Annotated in this window: 16 protein-coding genes and 1 pseudogene; 4 read left to right on the top strand and 13 right to left on the bottom strand. The window is 29.2% G+C overall.

The genetic code is table 11. The features are described 5' to 3' along the window. Window positions 1–31: 31 nt before the first annotated feature. Window positions 32–901: a heparin lyase I family protein gene (locus ACIJYB_RS05225; protein WP_435150333.1), complete on the bottom strand. Its 870-nt coding sequence runs from the start codon at window positions 899–901 to the stop codon at window positions 32–34. A 135-nt stretch (window positions 902–1036) separates the two neighbouring features. On the opposite strand from ACIJYB_RS05225, the gene ACIJYB_RS05220 reads away from it, so the two are divergent. Continuing rightward, window positions 1037–1960 carry an NADP-dependent oxidoreductase gene (locus ACIJYB_RS05220; RefSeq protein WP_435150332.1) on the top strand — a complete coding sequence of 308 codons (924 nt, stop codon included), beginning with the start codon at window positions 1037–1039 and terminating at the stop codon, window positions 1958–1960. Between the two features lie 220 nt (window positions 1961–2180). Next, the gene (locus tag ACIJYB_RS05215) at window positions 2181–2486 is read left to right on the top strand and encodes a DUF3303 domain-containing protein (protein ID WP_435150330.1); all 306 of its coding nucleotides are present in this window, start codon (window positions 2181–2183) and stop codon (window positions 2484–2486) included. Between the two features lie 97 nt (window positions 2487–2583). Here the strand turns inward: ACIJYB_RS05215 and ACIJYB_RS05210 are convergent, their stop codons facing one another. Together ACIJYB_RS05210 and ACIJYB_RS05205 are read right to left on the bottom strand one after the other, a co-directional pair. Then, a complete protein-coding gene (locus ACIJYB_RS05210; protein ID WP_435150328.1) occupies window positions 2584–3984 on the bottom strand; it encodes a Glu/Leu/Phe/Val family dehydrogenase in 1401 nt (466 codons plus the stop codon). Between the two features lie 124 nt (window positions 3985–4108). Further along, window positions 4109–4594 carry a YajQ family cyclic di-GMP-binding protein gene (locus ACIJYB_RS05205; RefSeq protein WP_435150327.1) on the bottom strand — a complete coding sequence of 162 codons (486 nt, stop codon included), beginning with the start codon at window positions 4592–4594 and terminating at the stop codon, window positions 4109–4111. 72 nt (window positions 4595–4666) lie between these two features. Between ACIJYB_RS05205 and ACIJYB_RS05200 the strand changes: the two genes are divergently transcribed. Beyond that, a complete protein-coding gene (locus ACIJYB_RS05200; protein WP_435150325.1) occupies window positions 4667–5686 on the top strand; it encodes a D-2-hydroxyacid dehydrogenase in 1020 nt (339 codons plus the stop codon). A gap of 66 nt (window positions 5687–5752) precedes the next feature. Then, the gene (locus ACIJYB_RS05195) at window positions 5753–6124 is read left to right on the top strand and encodes a TlpA family protein disulfide reductase (protein WP_435150324.1); all 372 of its coding nucleotides are present in this window, start codon (window positions 5753–5755) and stop codon (window positions 6122–6124) included. Window positions 6125–6132: 8 nt separating this feature from the next. On the opposite strand, the gene ACIJYB_RS05190 is transcribed toward ACIJYB_RS05195, so the two are convergent. From ACIJYB_RS05190 to ACIJYB_RS05145, 10 genes and pseudogenes are all read right to left on the bottom strand, one after another. Next, a complete protein-coding gene (locus tag ACIJYB_RS05190) occupies window positions 6133–7449 on the bottom strand; it encodes an MFS transporter (RefSeq protein WP_435150322.1) in 1317 nt (438 codons plus the stop codon). A gap of 57 nt (window positions 7450–7506) precedes the next feature. Next, complete coding sequence (locus ACIJYB_RS05185) at window positions 7507–8367, bottom strand: DMT family transporter (protein ID WP_435150320.1); 861 nt, start codon at window positions 8365–8367, stop codon at window positions 7507–7509. Between the two features lie 5 nt (window positions 8368–8372). Further along, a complete protein-coding gene (locus tag ACIJYB_RS05180; protein WP_435152542.1) occupies window positions 8373–8816 on the bottom strand; it encodes an FkbM family methyltransferase in 444 nt (147 codons plus the stop codon). A 26-nt stretch (window positions 8817–8842) separates the two neighbouring features. After that, the gene (locus ACIJYB_RS05175; RefSeq protein WP_435150318.1) at window positions 8843–9217 is read right to left on the bottom strand and encodes a hypothetical protein; all 375 of its coding nucleotides are present in this window, start codon (window positions 9215–9217) and stop codon (window positions 8843–8845) included. After that, the gene (gene gshB, locus ACIJYB_RS05170) at window positions 9214–10140 is read right to left on the bottom strand and encodes a glutathione synthase (protein WP_435150316.1); all 927 of its coding nucleotides are present in this window, start codon (window positions 10138–10140) and stop codon (window positions 9214–9216) included. Before gshB ends, ACIJYB_RS05175 begins: the two co-directional genes overlap by 4 nt. After that, window positions 10130–11425, bottom strand: a complete 1296-nt coding sequence (locus tag ACIJYB_RS05165) for a glutamate--cysteine ligase (RefSeq protein WP_435150315.1) — start codon at window positions 11423–11425, stop codon at window positions 10130–10132. The genes gshB and ACIJYB_RS05165 overlap by 11 nt, the downstream gene beginning before the upstream one ends. A 27-nt stretch (window positions 11426–11452) precedes the next feature. Then, window positions 11453–12010 (bottom strand): HD domain-containing protein, encoded by a 558-nt coding sequence (locus ACIJYB_RS05160; RefSeq protein WP_435150313.1) that lies wholly within the window; start codon window positions 12008–12010, stop codon window positions 11453–11455. Between the two features lie 2 nt (window positions 12011–12012). Beyond that, window positions 12013–13493: pseudogene (purF, locus tag ACIJYB_RS05155) on the bottom strand (amidophosphoribosyltransferase). Next, complete coding sequence (locus ACIJYB_RS05150; RefSeq protein ID WP_435150311.1) at window positions 13447–13992, bottom strand: CvpA family protein; 546 nt, start codon at window positions 13990–13992, stop codon at window positions 13447–13449. Before ACIJYB_RS05150 ends, purF begins: the two are co-directional and overlap by 47 nt. Before the next feature lie 4 nt (window positions 13993–13996). Beyond that, a complete protein-coding gene (locus tag ACIJYB_RS05145; protein ID WP_435150309.1) occupies window positions 13997–16387 on the bottom strand; it encodes an efflux RND transporter permease subunit in 2391 nt (796 codons plus the stop codon). Between the last annotated feature and the right edge of the window lie 10 nt (window positions 16388–16397).

Raw genomic sequence — 16397 nt, 5'->3', positions numbered from 1 at the left:
GATCCCTAAAAGTTTTTTCGTATTAAATCTATCAATCAACAGGCTTAAGTTTTGGGTTAATATTTACATCCACTTCTTCTATTGAGGCACCTCTTCTTATTTCATCATAGAAAACAACTTGAGTTGGCATCTTATTTTTTTTCTTACGTTCCTTATATTTGCTTATAAAACTTCTATAAATACCATGTTTGAAATAAATTTCTTCGGGCACAAAATTTATTGGAGATTTTAATATTTTAACTTTCTGAACACCGTCTATCCATACATCCATTCTTTTATTTTCAAAATCTAGACAAAAAGAAATATCTGTCCAAACTTCTTTCATGTTTCTTAATCTTTTTAGTTCATAGTGATAACCTCTATCAATTACATTAGTTTTTGAACCACTAAGTACATGCCAATTAAGATGTAAACCTCCTAAAAATGCATCAATTTGAATTAAAGGTGGAAAAGAAGCTAAACCTTCAGCTGTTCCTGTTGGGCCTCCTTTTTGTTGAATTTGACCAAGTGAAGTATTGGTTGGATGAGTGTCAATAAATTCTTTAGATAACATTAAACTGTATCCATAACATTGTTTCTTTACAGGACGTTGTTGAGGTTCTGCTGAAAACTCAACTCTTTCTCTGTTATTTTCACAATCGCTCCAATTATCATCTCCAAAACAATCACCATCTCTAAGTTCAAAACGTTGAAAATATTTTCCAGCTCGAGCTTTTGTTTTATCTTTAATATATTGAAAATTGTAATCATTATGATCCATATGATTTGTATGATGTGTAAACCCACTTATAGAACTAGTTTTTAAAATAGGTTTGCCCTCTTCATTTTTAAATATTTCTGACATAGCTAGAGCAGGAATTAACAACAAACTCAAAACCATAATCCCTAAAAGTTTTTTCATAATTCAAAAACCTACCAAACCTCTAATCAGATGTCTAGGTGATGGAATGATTGTTATTTAATAAAATATATACTACATAGCATTCTTTATGTTTTGATATATTTTAAAAAATTATTTAATTAAAAAGGATACACAATGAAAGCTGTCGTTTATAAAGATTATACTGCCAATATTGAAATTATTGATATTGAAAAGCCAAAACTTCAAGATAAGTCTGTCCTAGTAGAAGTGCATGCTGCTAGCATTAATCCGATCGATAATATTCTACATGCAGGTTATCTAAAAGAAATGCTAGAGCTTAGCTTTCCCCACGTTATGGGCTACGATGTTTCAGGCAAAGTAGTCGAGGTTGGTAAAGATGTACTTAATGTCAAAGTTGGTGATGAAGTGTTTGCTCGTCCCAATCAAGAAGACGCTGGCTCTATTGCTGAATTCGCTCGTATCCAAGAAAATGAACTTGCTATTAAACCAGAAAATCTAAGCCATATAGACGCGGCATCTGTCCCACTAGCGGGTTTGACAGCATGGCAGGCATTAGTTACGAAAGGTAATATTAAGCAAGGTGACAAAGTGTTGATTCACGCTGGTTCAGGTGGTGTTGGAACGCTTGCCATCCAAATTGCAAAACATTTTGGGGCAACAGTTGCAACGACTACAAGTTCTAAAAATACTGAACTAGTTAAAAGTTTGGGAGCTGATCTAATAATTGATTATAGCACTCAGTCATTTGAAGATGAATTGTCTGATTATGATTTAGTCTTTGATATGATCGGTGGTGATGTACTTGCTAAGTCTTTCAAGGTTTTAAAAAAGGGAGGTACTCTGATTTCTATTAAGGGTCAAGATACTGAAAACCTTGCTAAAAAATATAGTGTAAACTTTAAATGGTTTTTCATGTCACCTGATGGAGCAATGCTAACAGAACTTGTAACATTAATTAGTCAGGGTACCATTAAGACTATCATTGATAGTACGTATCCAATGGAACAGGCTTCAGAAGCTTTTGGAAAACTAGCAGAAGGTCGAACCAAAGGTAAAATTGTTCTTACAATTAAATAGAGTTTAGATAATCAAGCTATTTAAGTTTAAATCCCGAACCATGAGTCTATTTGCTTTAAAATAGCTATTTGATTTATCTCTTTTGTTGCGTGTTTGTGTCGAGTTATCCTATAAAATCCTATATCTAAATTCAATAAGACTGAGGCGTGGCCATCTACTATAATTGCTGTTAGGTTAAAAGTAGATAAATACAAATAATAACTTAACCAAGGATAATAAAATGATTTTCATGTGTACATATCAATTAGATCGAGACAAGCAAGCAGAGACCCAAGCTTTTTTTGCAAATATGACTGATGAACAAATTGCTGGAGAATACCCTGCTGATGTAAAACAAATTGGTCGTTGGCACGATGCAGCTAATGGAAGTGGCTTAATAATAGTTGATACAGATAATCAAGAATCGCTAACAGGATGGATCATGGGTTGGTCTGGGGCATGTACTTTTCCTATCGTTAAACCAGTATTGGATGATGCTAATGCAAGAAAAGCTATTAAGGCTATGATTGCTAATCAAAAAGGTTAATCAAAAAAATTTAGTTACCCTTATTCAAGAGGGTAACTAAAAAAACTGAGAACCATGATCTCTAAAAGTTTTTTCATTTTACTTGTAAAAACTTCCATTATCTTTTGGGGAAGCCTTCTACTGTATAAAAGTTTCTTATTTTTTTTAATGAAACATAATAAGCACTGTCTCTAAATGATCTTTTTATTTGTTTTTTAGCATTATAAATTTCAATAAATGCATTTCTCATACTGTCTTCAAGACCTGAAAAAGCTAAATCCTCTTCATCAGCACCATGAACAATATTTTTAATAGTTTCAAAATCTGTTTTGGTATTAGTTTTTTTATCTATCAAATCAATAATGTCTAATATTTTTTGCTCTTGAAATCTTTTTTCAACTCTACCAAAACGTATATGAGAAATATCTTTTACCCACTCAAAATAAGAAACCACAACACCACCTGCATTAACATAAATATCAGGGATAATCATAACCCCTTTTTCAAATAATTTTTGATCCGCTTCAAATGAAATGGGTCCATTAGCAGCTTCAATTATTAATTTTGTTTTAATTTTATCTACATTATCAATGGTGATTGCATTTTCTAATGCAGCTGGAATTAAAATATCACAATCTAATTCTAAAAGTTCACTTGGTTTATTTTTAAACTCTCCAAGTTTAGGATTGTTAATACTTTTATTTTTTTGAAAAAATTTAATTAGTGCATTTATATCAATGCCTTTTTTATTATATAAATAGCCATCAAACTCCCCAATAGCTACAATCTTTGCATTATCTCTATTATATAAATGTTTAGCTAAATTACTCCCTACATTACCAAAGCCTTGAACTATAATTTCATTATCCTTTAATTCATTTTTTAAACCAGCTTCTTTAATAACATCTTCATGTCTAAATATTTCCCTTATAACTTCTTCAATACCTCTACCAGTTGCTTCTGCTCTTCCAGCAATACCACCACGGTGTAAGGGTTTACCCGTTACGCAACCTCTATAATTTATATCATCAGGTTTAAGTGTTTTATAAGTCTCTAAAATCCATTCCATTTCTCTTTCAGACGTTCCAACATCTGGAGCTGGAACATTTAATGCTGGAGAAATAAAACCTTTGTTAATTAATTTACTGGCAAATGTTTTTGTAATTTCTCTTAATTGAGGCATGGTGTAATTCTTAGGATTAATTTTTAAACCTCCTTTTGCACCTCCAAAAGGAATGTTAACTATAGCACATTTGTAAGTCATCAAAGATGCCAAAGCTTCTGTATTATCTTGATCAACGGTTTCTGAATATCTTAGCCCACCTTTAGTTGGAAGAATGTGCTCTGAGTGAACGGCTCTCCATCCAGTAAAATTATTTATTTTACCATCTAAGACAACACCTACATTAACTTTAATTAATGAATGAATAGATTTTAAATGTTCAAGTAAATCATCACTAAAATTTAGTAATTTAGCTGATTTGTCTACATGTAAATTGACGTTATCCTTAAAGCTCATTTAAAAAAATTATATATTAATTAAATGTATTAACCACTAAATATTAAAACTAGAAATATAATAAAGATTTTTTCATGACAAACACAGAACTAAGATCCCAAAAAGCTTTTTCATCAATCATTCATTAATCTCTAAAATTTATAAATTCAATTGGAAGACCAATATCAATTGTCTTGATTGCAGCTATCGCATCTTGAAGGTCATCTCTTTTTTTTCCATCAACTCTTAATTCTTCTCCTTGGATTTTAATCTGTATTTTAAGTTTAAGTTTTTTTATATCTCCAATGATCTTTTTTGCATTTTCTTGGCTTATTCCTTCTTTTAATTCACTAACCTGTCGAATGGTTCCACCTGTTGCACCTTCTGAATTTTTAACATTTAGTACTCTTGGATCCACTTTTCTTCTTATAAGATGAGTTTCTAAGAGTTCATTGACTTGTTTTAGTTTCAGCTCATCTGATGCAAGAGTAGTGATAGTTTTATCTTTTCGTTCTATTGAGATATTGAGACCTTTAAAGTCATATCGATTACTTATTTCTCTCAAACAATTAGCAAGAGCATTATCAAATTCTTGATAATTGACTTTACTGATTACATCAAATGTAGGCATAAATTTTTTTATTAAATTATATGATAATATATTTTTTATTAAAATAAATTAAAGATAAGATAGTTATTAAAAATGAAAAAAGTTAAAATTCATATAAGAAATAACCACTGGAAAGAGGGTTTTTTACCTTGTGATCTAGAAGGTGAAAAACATAGCACTATTTCTAAAGATGAATTTGAAAAAGGTCTTGGTCAATTTCCTGAGATTAAAGATAAGATCGAATATTTAGTAGATTGGGATGAAGATAATTATGTCTCTTCAATGAAAGAAGCAGATGTTTTATTAGGTTGGCAATTTCCAACAGAAAATATTAAAGTTACTGCACCAAACCTTAAATGGATACATGTAAGTTCTGCTGGAGTTAATCACCTATCTCCTTTTGATTGGATGAAAGACGATTTGATTTTAACTAATAGTAGTGGAGTGCATTCTAAAAAAGCAGGTGAATTTGGTTTAATGAGCATCTTAATGCTTCAAAATCAAATGACCAAAATAGTTACAAATCAAAAAAATAAAGAGTTTGTTACTTTGCTAAGTAAACCTATTGAAGGTTTCAAAGTTGTTGTAGTTGGAACCGGATCTTTAGGTGGTTCGATGATAAAACATATAAGTAAATTTGGAGCTGAAGTTATTGGGGTTAATCGAAGAGGAAAAAGTGTTGAGGGTTGTTCAAAAGTAATTACTTTTGATAATATAGACGAAGTATTGCCGAGTGCTGATTTTTTATATCTTGCAGTTCCTGAAACAGAAGAAACAAAAGGATTAATTAATAAGACCAGACTAGATAGTCTTAAATCTACCTGTGGAATTGTTAACATCGGCAGACACTCAGTGTTAGATTATGAGGCTTTAAGAATTAAATTAGAAAAAAATGAAATAGCTGGTGCTATTTTAGATGTATTTTCTCACGAACCCATACCAAAAGACTCTAATCTTTGGGATACGCCAAATTTAATAATCACACCACATATTTCATCAGATAGTCAAGGCAACTATATTGAAATGGTGTTAAAAATATTCTTTAAAAATCTCAAACTTTATTTAGAAAACAAGGAACTTATTAATCAAATTGATAGAAAGTTAGGTTATTAAAGTAAGGTCATAGAGACAATTTGTTTAATTACAGAAATATTAACTAGGTGTAAATTGCTTATAATTATGAAAAATATACTAATCTTTATACTTTTAATATTTGGCCTTAATTCAGTTGCTGTAAGTAAAGAAACTACTTTTACTAATGAGATTTTTGAAAAATCACAATTAGAGGGAAAAACTGTTGTTATCCACTCATGGAACAAGACCTGCACAACTTGTGCTAAACAAATAAAGATATTAGACAAAGCCAAACAAGATTTCAAAGATGTAATATTTTTAAGCTTTGAACAAACAAAAGATAAAAAAATCGCAAAATCTTTAGGTATTAATTATTGGACAACAATTGTTGTTTATAAAAATAGCAAAGAATTATCACGAACCATTGGTCAAACAAATAAAAATAAAATTTACTCTCAGATCAAATCTTTAGAATAATTAAAATACTAAAAACTATTAGGTTTGTTTTCTTCAATTATAGGTTCTAAAGATGGTTTAACAGGATCATCAATAGGCTCAGTTGTTGGGTTTAGTTCAATTCCAGCTGGTGTAATTGACTGAGGCATTGCAACGAATTGAGAATCTGGATTTTCGACAACAGGTCTAACTTTTGATCTATAAAGTCCATAAACTCCAATTAAAGAATGAAAAAATATTAAGAATATAAAAAAACCATTAGGTCCAACGAAACCCATAAATACTGAACATAAAAAAGGGCCACCCATAGCACCCATACCAAATGTAAACTGTAAACTAGCACCTGCTGCAACGAACTTTTCCTTAGGAATAAAATCATTGGTATGTGCTAAAATTAAAGAGAACATTGGAAGACTACAAAAAGAAAACAAAATTAAAAAAACATAAAACCAAAATTTACTGGTTGCTAATTGACCTGGTAAATACATTTGTCTTGAAGATAAAATTGCACAAAAAGCAAAGAATGATGCTGCAAAAGTTACAATAATAATCACTTTTCTTCTATCAAACATATCTGACAGTTTTCCAATAGGCCATTGAGAGATTGCACCTGATACTGCAAGCATAAATGTAACTAATGAAATTTGAAAAATAGAAAAATTCATTGTTGTTGCGTATACAGCTAGCAGAGTGAATAACGCAGATTGAATAGTTCCATAAAAAAATGAACTGACAATTCCAAATGGAGACGAGTTAAATGCTTCTTGTAAAGACATAGTTGATATCTTTTTAAACGTTGGAGCTTTTCTTTTTGTAAGCAATATTGGAATTAGTGCAGCTGAAGTGATGACTGAAATTAATATGAAAGGTTCCAAGTTTAGTGGATCACTAAAGTTAAGTAAAAACATTCCAAGCCCCATAGCACCATATAAGATAACCATGTAGACTGACAAAACACTTCCTCTATTTTTATTACTTGCTCTGTCATTAAGCCAACTTTCAGCAACAGTATAAATTGAAACCATGCTAATACCAGTAAGCACCCTTAGTAAAAACCAAATAAAAGGACTTACATATACTGCGTGAATCAACACAACTAAAGATGCAACAGATGCAAAAGCAGCAAAAACCCTTATATGACCAACACGAGAAATTATTTGTGGTATTGTTTTTGCTCCAATAAAATATCCCACAAAGTAACCAGACATCATAAACCCAGTTGCAGTTAAACTGAATTCTTCTTTAACTGCCCTAACTCCAAGCAATGATCCTTGAAACCCATAAGCAAGCATTAGAGCTCCCATACCTAAAAATAATGCCCATGAATTTTTTAAAACTTTGTTCATATGATTTCGAGATCTATTTCTGATTTGTGGCTAAATCAAGTTAAATGTATTTAAGAGTTATGATTTTCTAAGCTTAAGAAATGAGTGAATTGCGATAGTTAATATTATGACAGCACCTCCTTGAATGGTTTCAAGAGATGGTTGCTCTTTAATTATCAACCAAACCCAGAATGGCCCAATAATAGTCTCTAACAAAAAGAATAAGTTTACTTCTTCGGCTGGAATAAATCTTGGAGCAATTGTTACCAATACAAATGGAATTGCAACACACATTATGCACATTAAAGGTACAATTATTAAGTCTGAACCTATGAGTGAAAATGAGTCCACAAAAAAGAAGGCAAAAATTGCAACACAAAGTTTACCGATTACAGCTGAGGGCACTAAATCTCTATTCTTAGCATATCGAGCAATAACTGCGTTACAAGCCAGTCCAAAAGATGTAATTATACCAAACAAATCACCATAAAAATTACCTGTTTCTATTGAGTCATGAAAAATATAAGTCACCGAAATTAAAGTTATAATTATAGCAATCCAAGTCTTGAGGTCAGGTATTTCTTTTAGGAAGATACTGCCTAATATAGCTGATAACATTGGTGCCATTGCAATCATTACCAAAGTATTAGCAACATTAGTATTCTGAATAGAAATTATAAAAGTAATATTACAAATTGAAAAACTGATAACATAAAAAATACCAGGATACCCAATATTAACTAAAGCTTTTAAGAGATTATTTTTGTAAAAAAAAATAAGTCCAGTAAGCACAACAAGAAACGGAATAGCACCTCTGTAAAATAACATTCCCCAAGTTTCAATGTTAGCAAGTCTTATAAAAATAGAGTCAGGAGTTATTAGCATAACAGCTATAAAAGCTAATAATGAACCTTTTTTTTGATTTGATAATTTATTCATTTTTTTTATTTTTTATAATTTAATATTATATTAGATTTATTCTTAAATATTTCCCTATATCCAAATTTAAAGAGAAATTTAATAAGGTTATTTTTCCATATTTTTTTTTCAGAGTGTTCAAGAATTATATTTTTTGGAATTAATTTCTTCTTACAGCTTCTTAGAAAAGAAATCAAAACTTTATCTTCATATCCTTCAATATCAATTTTTAGGTTAGTAATATATTTTAGCTTTTCTTCGTTAACAATATTAATTAATTTTCTACATTTAACTTTAATATCTTTTTTATTTTTGGTTATAAATGCATTTGCCAAACCATATGAAAAATTTAAATTCAGTTTTGTATTTCGGTCACCCACAGCACAGTTTTTAATTTTTACAAGAGAAAAAATATTAGGAATTTTTTTTTTAAGTAATCTTAAATTTTCTTTTAATCTAAAATTATTGATAGGTAGGGCATCTATTGAAATTATTTTTATTTGTCTTTTTTTTTAATAATTGCTGCAATAAATTGAGTATAAAAACCCATGTTAGATCCTATATCAATAAAAACACTTTTATTAGGAGAGTTTTTTTTAATAAAATCTATTTCATCTAAATTACTTCTTCCAAAATAAATTTTAATAAAAGTAAGTTTATCATTATAAAAATTAAAAGGAACACTGTTTACATTACAAATAAATCTTGACTCTTTAATTGAGCCATAACCGATTATATAATTTATTAAAACAATTAATTTTTTTCTTAATTGACCTCTTCCAAAAATTGTTTTTTGACCTAAATACAACAAAAATTTTACAATCCGAATTTGTAGTTCTAAGGTAGATTTATTTTTTTTTGATAATCTCATTTATCCAAGTTTTTCCAAAAAGTTTTTGCAAGATTAACTCCAGATAAATCAAATAAAGTTTTTAAGCCTGTAGGAGAAGTAACATTTATGTCTCCGTTAAGTTTTTTATCTATAAAGTCGATCCCAGCAAAATAAATATTCTCTTTTTTTAGATCCTTAGCAATCAACATAGATATGATATTTTCTTTTTTTGTTAACTTAACATTTATGGGCTGTGCACCCTTGCTCATATTACTCAAAAAGGAACCTTTTTTTGGAACTCGAGATATAGCCCCGCATACTTTGCCATTAATTAAGAATACTCTTTTATCTCCTTTACTAATTTTTGGTAAAAATTTTTGACACATTATGTGATCGTGCTTTTTGATAAATTGGTTAATAAATTTTGAATTAAATCTATTTAAAAGATGAATGTCATTTCCTCCATAACTATGAATAGGTTTTATAATTACTTTTTTATGTGTCTTAAAAAAGTTTTTAATTTCACTTATATTTTGAGTAAAAATAGTGCTTGGCATAAATTTTTGATATCGAACTGAATATAGTTTTTCAGATATATTTCTAATTGAAGTAGGATTATTTAAAATTTTAACTTTATCTTTAATTGTATCCAGAATGTAAGTTGTTGAAATATACTCTAGATTAAAAGGGGGATCTTGACGAATTAGAATAAATTTACATTTTGTAAGAGCTAACTTTTGTTTTTTTTGGATTTTAAAAAAATTTTTATCTTTATAATCAAACTTTATAAAAAATCCTGAGGCTATTACTTCAGAATTTATTACTGATAATTCTTTTGGATCATAATAAAATATTTTGTAATTTTTGTTTTGAATTTCATGAGCAAGAAAAACACTTGTATCTGTTTTTGGATTTAGTTTTGAGGGGTGATTTCCTTGAATAGCAACGATTTTATTTGTCATATAATTCACTTAAATCTTCAGTTTTAGAAAATTTACTAATCATATGATCTGCATTAGTTGCTTTATTATCAATTACTTTTTGTAAATGATTTAAAAATAAGGTTTCATTTTTACCATGTTTATTTAGAATATCTCTGTTTTCTAATCCTTTTTTAGATAAATCTAACAATGTTCCTGCCCAATAAAGAAGATCTTTACCCATTAGCTGAGTGTTAAATCCTTTTTGAGGAGCCTCAAGATAAGCATTAATAATTTTATCTTTGTCCCAAGCTGAAATTAACTCATACACTTCATTTAAATTACCATATAACATTCCGATATTGAAAGCGGGTCCTGAACATAGACAATCCCAACCACATGTATCCATTGATCTAAGTTCAATGTACTTCTTTAATCTATTTTCTGTGAAAATTGTACTTAAGTGAGTAGTTAAATCACTTTCAGTCGGTAGTCGGTTTCCAATCTCATCAATTTTACCCTCCATAAAGTTTTTGAAAGTGTATTTTCTTCCAGAAATATACTCCCCTTCATGTTGAATAAACAAAATTGGAAAATTTATTATAAATTCAGCATATTTTTCAAAGCTTAAATCTTCAAAAAATAATTTAGGAAGACCTCCCCGAGAAGTACTTTGCCAAACTTTAGATCTATAAGATAAATAATTGCTTTTTTTCTTTTCAACAATTGCTGAGTTTGCAAATAAAGCGATAGAAATTGGAACTATGGAGTTAACAATTTTAAATTTTTTTATAAAATCTTCTTCAGAATTATAATCTATGTTTAGTTGCGTGCCACAAGTTCGATACATCATATCTAAACTCAGCTCTCCTCCTAAAGGCATATCTTTCGTCATTAACTCATATCTTTGTTTTGGGTTATTTGGAATTTCATTTAATTTAGAGATGGGATCAAATCCAGCACTTACAATATTGATATCTAACTTTTGAGTAACTTGTCTTAATTCAAATAGATAATCTTGAGACTCAGCACATGCTTCATGAATATGATTTAGTTTATCTCCCGATAACTCTATTTGGTTACCAGGCTCAAGAGTGATATTTTTACCACCCTTATTAAGTCCAATTATATTTTCTTTTTCTAAAATAGGGTTCCAGCCAAATTCTAAAAGAGCAGCAAACATCTCTTTAATTTTTGAATAATCAATTCTTTTATTATTGATATTACTAAACAAAAATTTTTCATGCTCAATTCCAATCTTAAAATCTTTAGTTTCTTTAACTCCAGATCTAAAATATTCAATAATTTGTTCTTTAGTTTTAATCATTTTTTAAATTATAGCTTATTATTAATTTTAAAGTAAAGAATATGGTTTTCTAGAAAATATTTTTTTAACCATTGGTGTAAAATCTTCTAAACTCATATTTTTATAATCAGGATCAAAAGATGCTTGGTCCCACTTTTCACAAAAATTTAAAGCATCCTGATAGTAAGGGTGGTCTTTGTATTTATCTCTTTGGTTTTTATTTTTACCTAAATGATGGGCATAATAATACATTTGAAATTCACCATGTTTTTCAACTATCCAATGAGTTTTATTACTTACATATGGTTTTAAAACTGAAGCAGCATACTCAGAGTGATTAAGGGGTGCTAATTCATCACCAATATCATGAAGCAAAGCTGCAACTACCATTTCTTCATTTGCTTTATCTTTGAAAGCTCGAGTTGCTGTTTGAAGAGAGTGTTCAAGTCTTGTTATTTTGTATCCTTCTAAAGTTGCGTTCAATCCACCCATAAACTTTAAAATTCTATCTGCAGTTCCGTTGATATAATTCTGCTCATGTTTATCGAGCATTAAGTATTCTTCTTTAGTTCCATCTTTCATTTCAGTAAAATTAACCGTCTTCATATCTAATTATTTGATGCAGTGCTTAATAAGGATAACTGAGTTATCTTATTATCACCTAATTGATCGATAGGTTTTACTGGGTAATCTCCAGTAAAATAATGATCGGTAAGTTGAGGGTAAGTATCGTTTCTTTTATCAAAACCAATTGCTTGATATAACCCTTCGAGCGATAAGAATTTTAAAGATTTTGCTCCAATATACTCACAAATTTCATCATTAGTTTTGTTGGCTGCTAACAATTCTTTTTTAGTTGGAGTATCCACGCCATAAAAATCAGGATATCTAATTTCAGGACAGGCAATTTTAACATGCACTTCTTTAGCACCTGCATCATATAGCATTTTAACAATTTTATGAGAGGTAGTTCCTCTTACAAGAGAGTCATCAATTAAAATAATTCGTTTATCTTTAATAGTTGTTTGATTTGCATTTAATTTTAACTTAACACCTAAGCTTCTAATTTTTTGACTTGGTTCAATAAATGTTCTTCCTACATAATGGTTTCTAATTAAACCATGTTCATAATTTATCTTTAAATGTTGAGCGAAACCCAGAGCAGCTGCATTGCCACTATCTGGAACAGGAACCACTATATCTGCTTCAATATCATTTTCTTTAGCAAGCTCAACTCCAATATTTTTTCTATGTTCGTAAGCAGTTTTACCGTCAAGAATACTGTCAGGTCTTGCAAAATAAATATATTCAAAGACACATGGTCTTACTTTTTTTGGGGGTAGGGCTTGATACTTTCTAACTTATCATTTTCAATTAAAACAATTTCTCCATTTTCAACATCCCTTACAAATTTAGCACCAATAATATCCAACGCACAAGTTTCTGATGCAAGTACATAGCTATTACCTAGCTTTCCAATAACAAGCGGTCTAATCCCAAATGGATCTCTAACTCCAATTAAGGAATTTTGTGTTAACATCACTAAGGCATATCCTCCTTGAATTTGAAACACTGCATCTACCACTTTATCAATTGTCTTGGGCCGTTTAGATTTTGCAATTAATTGAACAATAGTTTCTGTATCAGATGTCGAGTAAAAAATAGCTCCATCTTCAACAAGTTTATTTCTAAGTGCAATAGAGTTCGTTAAGTTTCCATTATGAGCAACTCCAATTCCACCTGCATTAGTGTCTGCAAAAAAAGGCTGTATGTTTCTTAATGTATTTTCACCAGTTGTGCTGTATCTATTATGGCCAATAGCATGGTTTCCCTTAAGGTTTCTAAGAACTTTTTCCTTATTAAAGTTGTCTCCAACTAAGCCAAATCTTTTTTCTGAGTAATATTTTTCACCATCAAAAGAAACTATTCCACAACCTTCTTGACCACGGTGTTGAAGAGCATGAAGGCCAAGGGCAGTTAAAGCAGAAGCATCTTTTGCATTGCTAATACCAAATACACCACATTCTTCTTTTAATTTAGGATCAAAGTTCTTCAATTTTTTCTTTAGAATCTTGATATGTTTTTTCATTAGGAAACTCTTTTATGAGATAATTACTACCTTTTTCAATGTAAGGAAAGACGTATGATTGATCCATATTAATAGGCCATTTATCGTAATTATAGACAATATGAACGGCAGAGAATATGCAAACTGAAATTATATACGCTCTAATAAAACCAAAAAAGAATCCAAAGGTAGTGTCTAGTCCGCCAATACCAGTATAACTAACAGCTTTACTTATTCCTTTATTAACAAGTAATACTAAAAAAATTACTACCACAAAAATAGCAATTCCAAGACTTACATCTAAAACATACTCGCTATCAATAATATCCTCAAAATATGGTTTTACTCTAGGAAATAAAATAAGAGTAATCACATAAGCAAGCAACCATTTAGCCATAGATAAAATACTTAAGACAAAACCTTTTTTGTAACAGGTTATGAGAGATAATATAGTAATGATAAGATATATAAGGTCTATGATAGATACTGCATCATAAAAATCTTTTAAAACATCAATCACAAAATTATTTTCCGAAAGGTTTTATTATTAAAATTAAAGCAGGTAATAAAGTTAACACTGATATCATAGCAAGCAACATTGCAAGCCCTGTAAACATTCCAAAATAAATTGTTGGAATAAATTTAGATAGCACTAAAATTGAAAAACCAAAAACAATAGTTATTGATGTATTTAATATTGCAACCCCAACGGTTGAGTGACATTTCTTTAAAGTTTCATTGTAATCTTTGATGCTACTAAATTCCTCTTTAAATCTATAAATATAGTGAATGCTATTATCTACAGCTATACCAATTGTAATTGCTGCAATAGTAATGGTCATCATATCTAATGGAATTCCAAGAAGTCCTATAATTCCCAAAATAAAAAAAGCTGCAATAAAATTAGGCACAACACCAATTAAAGATAATTTTATGTTTCTAAACAAAACTATAAACATAGAAAAAATCCCAATCATCACAAGCCCTAAGGTTAAAATCTGAGACTTAAATAAACTTTGTAGTAAATTATTAAATAGAATTAAAACTCCAGCAAGTTTAAATTCATTTTCATTTAAACCAATTTTATTTTTAAGGTCAAAACTTATTTTATTAATTAAATCATTTCTTCTTAAATTTTCTTGAGAGTCGATAATTCTTAAACTTATCCGAGCTTCATTATTTTCAATAGATAAATAAGGATCAATTATTTCTGTTTTAATACTCTCTGGAATTTTGGAATACAAAACACCCATTTCCAAAGTACCAAGGGGTTTGTTGTTATTTAATTGAGTTGCAACATCTATAATAGAAGAAAAAGATAAAACCTTACCAACTTGTGGAAGGTTATCTAAATAATTATGAACAGAGGATATTTTATCAATTTTATCCTTTGTGAACCAATATTTTTCATCATCAGCCTCTTCTTCATCTTCCCAGTCTTCAAATTCATCATCCTCAGTTGTTTTTTTTTCACTTTCAATATTTGGAAATTTTAAAATTACCTCTAGTGGGGTAGTGCCACCTAATTCTTCATCTATAAGTTTCATGCCTTTGTAGATTTCAGTATTTTTATTAAAGTAATTGATGAAACTATTTTCAACTTCAAGTTTACTTATACCAATCACACTTAAAATAATGACCACACCTGTTAATCCAAAAATTATATTTTTATTGTTTATCGAAACTAAGCCCAAAAAACTTGTAATTTTAGAATCTTGTTCTTTCTTAAGAGAAATATTTTTTGTAGGGGCAAAGTTTAAAAGAGTTGGAAGCAGAGTAAAAGTAATTATAAATGAAGTGACTAAGCCAAATGTCATCATCCAACCAAAATCAATAATTGGTTTAATACCACTAAAGATTAAAGATAAAAAAGCAAACACAGTTGTTAAGACAGTGTATAAGATAGGCCAAAACATTTTGTTGGTTGTTAGAGATATAATTTCAAAATTATTTTTAGTAGGGTGATCTTTTCTTAACTGAAGAAAACGAGTACTCATATGAATATTCATTGCCATTGTTAAGATCAGCATCAAAGCTATAAAATTTGAGGATATAACTGTTACTTTCCAACCAAGAATTCCAAGTAACCCCATCATAATCACTACTGAAAATAAGCAGCTGCTAATTGGAACAATAATCCATATTAATTTTCTAAAAACAAACCATAAAGTTACAACTATAAATAACAAAACACCTAATCCAAAAACTACAATATCGCTTTTAATGAAAGTCATCATGTCGTCAGCTATCATTGGAATTCCACCAAGATAAATTTTACCAACATCACTATAACTTTGGATAACTTGTCTAATTTCTAATATATTTTTATGATTTTGTTTTTTAATATTATCTTTGTAAGATTCAATTTCGTCTTTTGATAAATTTTCAATATTTTCTAATTTTTTATTTTCTTTAATATTAACAATAATTCCACTTGTATTTCCATTTTCACTAATTACAAAATTTCTAAAAACAGGACTATTTAATATTTCTTTAAATCCACGATCTTTATCTACATCTTCATCTTTTAAAGTTTTGAAACTTTCTAATCGTTCTTGTAAAGGAGCATCAGAATTTTCTAAAAGAGGTATATCTAAAAGAGTAATTACACTATGCACCCAATTTAAACTTTGAATTTTATATTTTAAACTTAAAAGATTATTAATAGAATTATCAGTAACCATCCCTTCATTTGGAGTATAAGTAAGAACCAAAAAGTCTTTTGACCCATATCTTTCAGTTACTTCTTGTAAATAGGCTAAGTCAGGGTCACCTTCTATCAATAATGTTTCAGATGAAGCATCTAACCTAAAATCTTTCGAATAATATCCAAAACTTAAAATTGCGATAACTAGTAAAATAAATACTGTTTTTGGGTTTTTTAAAACTTCATTTTGATAAAATTGAGCAAACATTAGCTCTTTT

Source organism: Candidatus Pelagibacter bacterium nBUS_44 (genome assembly GCF_051200895.1).
Classification (GTDB): Bacteria; Pseudomonadota; Alphaproteobacteria; order Pelagibacterales; family Pelagibacteraceae; genus Pelagibacter.
The sequence above is the reverse complement of the archived record's forward strand: the minus strand, read 5'-3'. Positions and strand labels throughout refer to the sequence as shown.

Excerpts from the sequence above, each read along its gene's own strand:
- ACIJYB_RS05225 (WP_435150333.1), bottom strand. The coding sequence starts at position 901 with ATGAAAAAACTTTTAGGGATTATGGTTTTGAGTTTGTTGTTAATTCCT.
- ACIJYB_RS05220 (WP_435150332.1), top strand. The coding sequence starts at position 1,037 with ATGAAAGCTGTCGTTTATAAAGATTATACTGCCAATATTGAAATTATT.
- ACIJYB_RS05215 (WP_435150330.1), top strand. The coding sequence starts at position 2,181 with ATGATTTTCATGTGTACATATCAATTAGATCGAGACAAGCAAGCAGAG.
- ACIJYB_RS05210 (WP_435150328.1), bottom strand. The coding sequence starts at position 3,984 with ATGAGCTTTAAGGATAACGTCAATTTACATGTAGACAAATCAGCTAAA.
- ACIJYB_RS05205 (WP_435150327.1), bottom strand. The coding sequence starts at position 4,594 with ATGCCTACATTTGATGTAATCAGTAAAGTCAATTATCAAGAATTTGAT.
- ACIJYB_RS05200 (WP_435150325.1), top strand. The coding sequence starts at position 4,667 with ATGAAAAAAGTTAAAATTCATATAAGAAATAACCACTGGAAAGAGGGT.
- ACIJYB_RS05195 (WP_435150324.1), top strand. The coding sequence starts at position 5,753 with ATGAAAAATATACTAATCTTTATACTTTTAATATTTGGCCTTAATTCA.
- ACIJYB_RS05190 (WP_435150322.1), bottom strand. The coding sequence starts at position 7,449 with ATGAACAAAGTTTTAAAAAATTCATGGGCATTATTTTTAGGTATGGGA.
- ACIJYB_RS05185 (WP_435150320.1), bottom strand. The coding sequence starts at position 8,367 with ATGAATAAATTATCAAATCAAAAAAAAGGTTCATTATTAGCTTTTATA.
- ACIJYB_RS05175 (WP_435150318.1), bottom strand. The coding sequence starts at position 9,217 with ATGAGATTATCAAAAAAAAATAAATCTACCTTAGAACTACAAATTCGG.
- gshB (WP_435150316.1), bottom strand. The coding sequence starts at position 10,140 with ATGACAAATAAAATCGTTGCTATTCAAGGAAATCACCCCTCAAAACTA.
- ACIJYB_RS05165 (WP_435150315.1), bottom strand. The coding sequence starts at position 11,425 with ATGATTAAAACTAAAGAACAAATTATTGAATATTTTAGATCTGGAGTT.
- ACIJYB_RS05160 (WP_435150313.1), bottom strand. The coding sequence starts at position 12,010 with ATGAAGACGGTTAATTTTACTGAAATGAAAGATGGAACTAAAGAAGAA.
- ACIJYB_RS05145 (WP_435150309.1), bottom strand. The coding sequence starts at position 16,387 with ATGTTTGCTCAATTTTATCAAAATGAAGTTTTAAAAAACCCAAAAACA.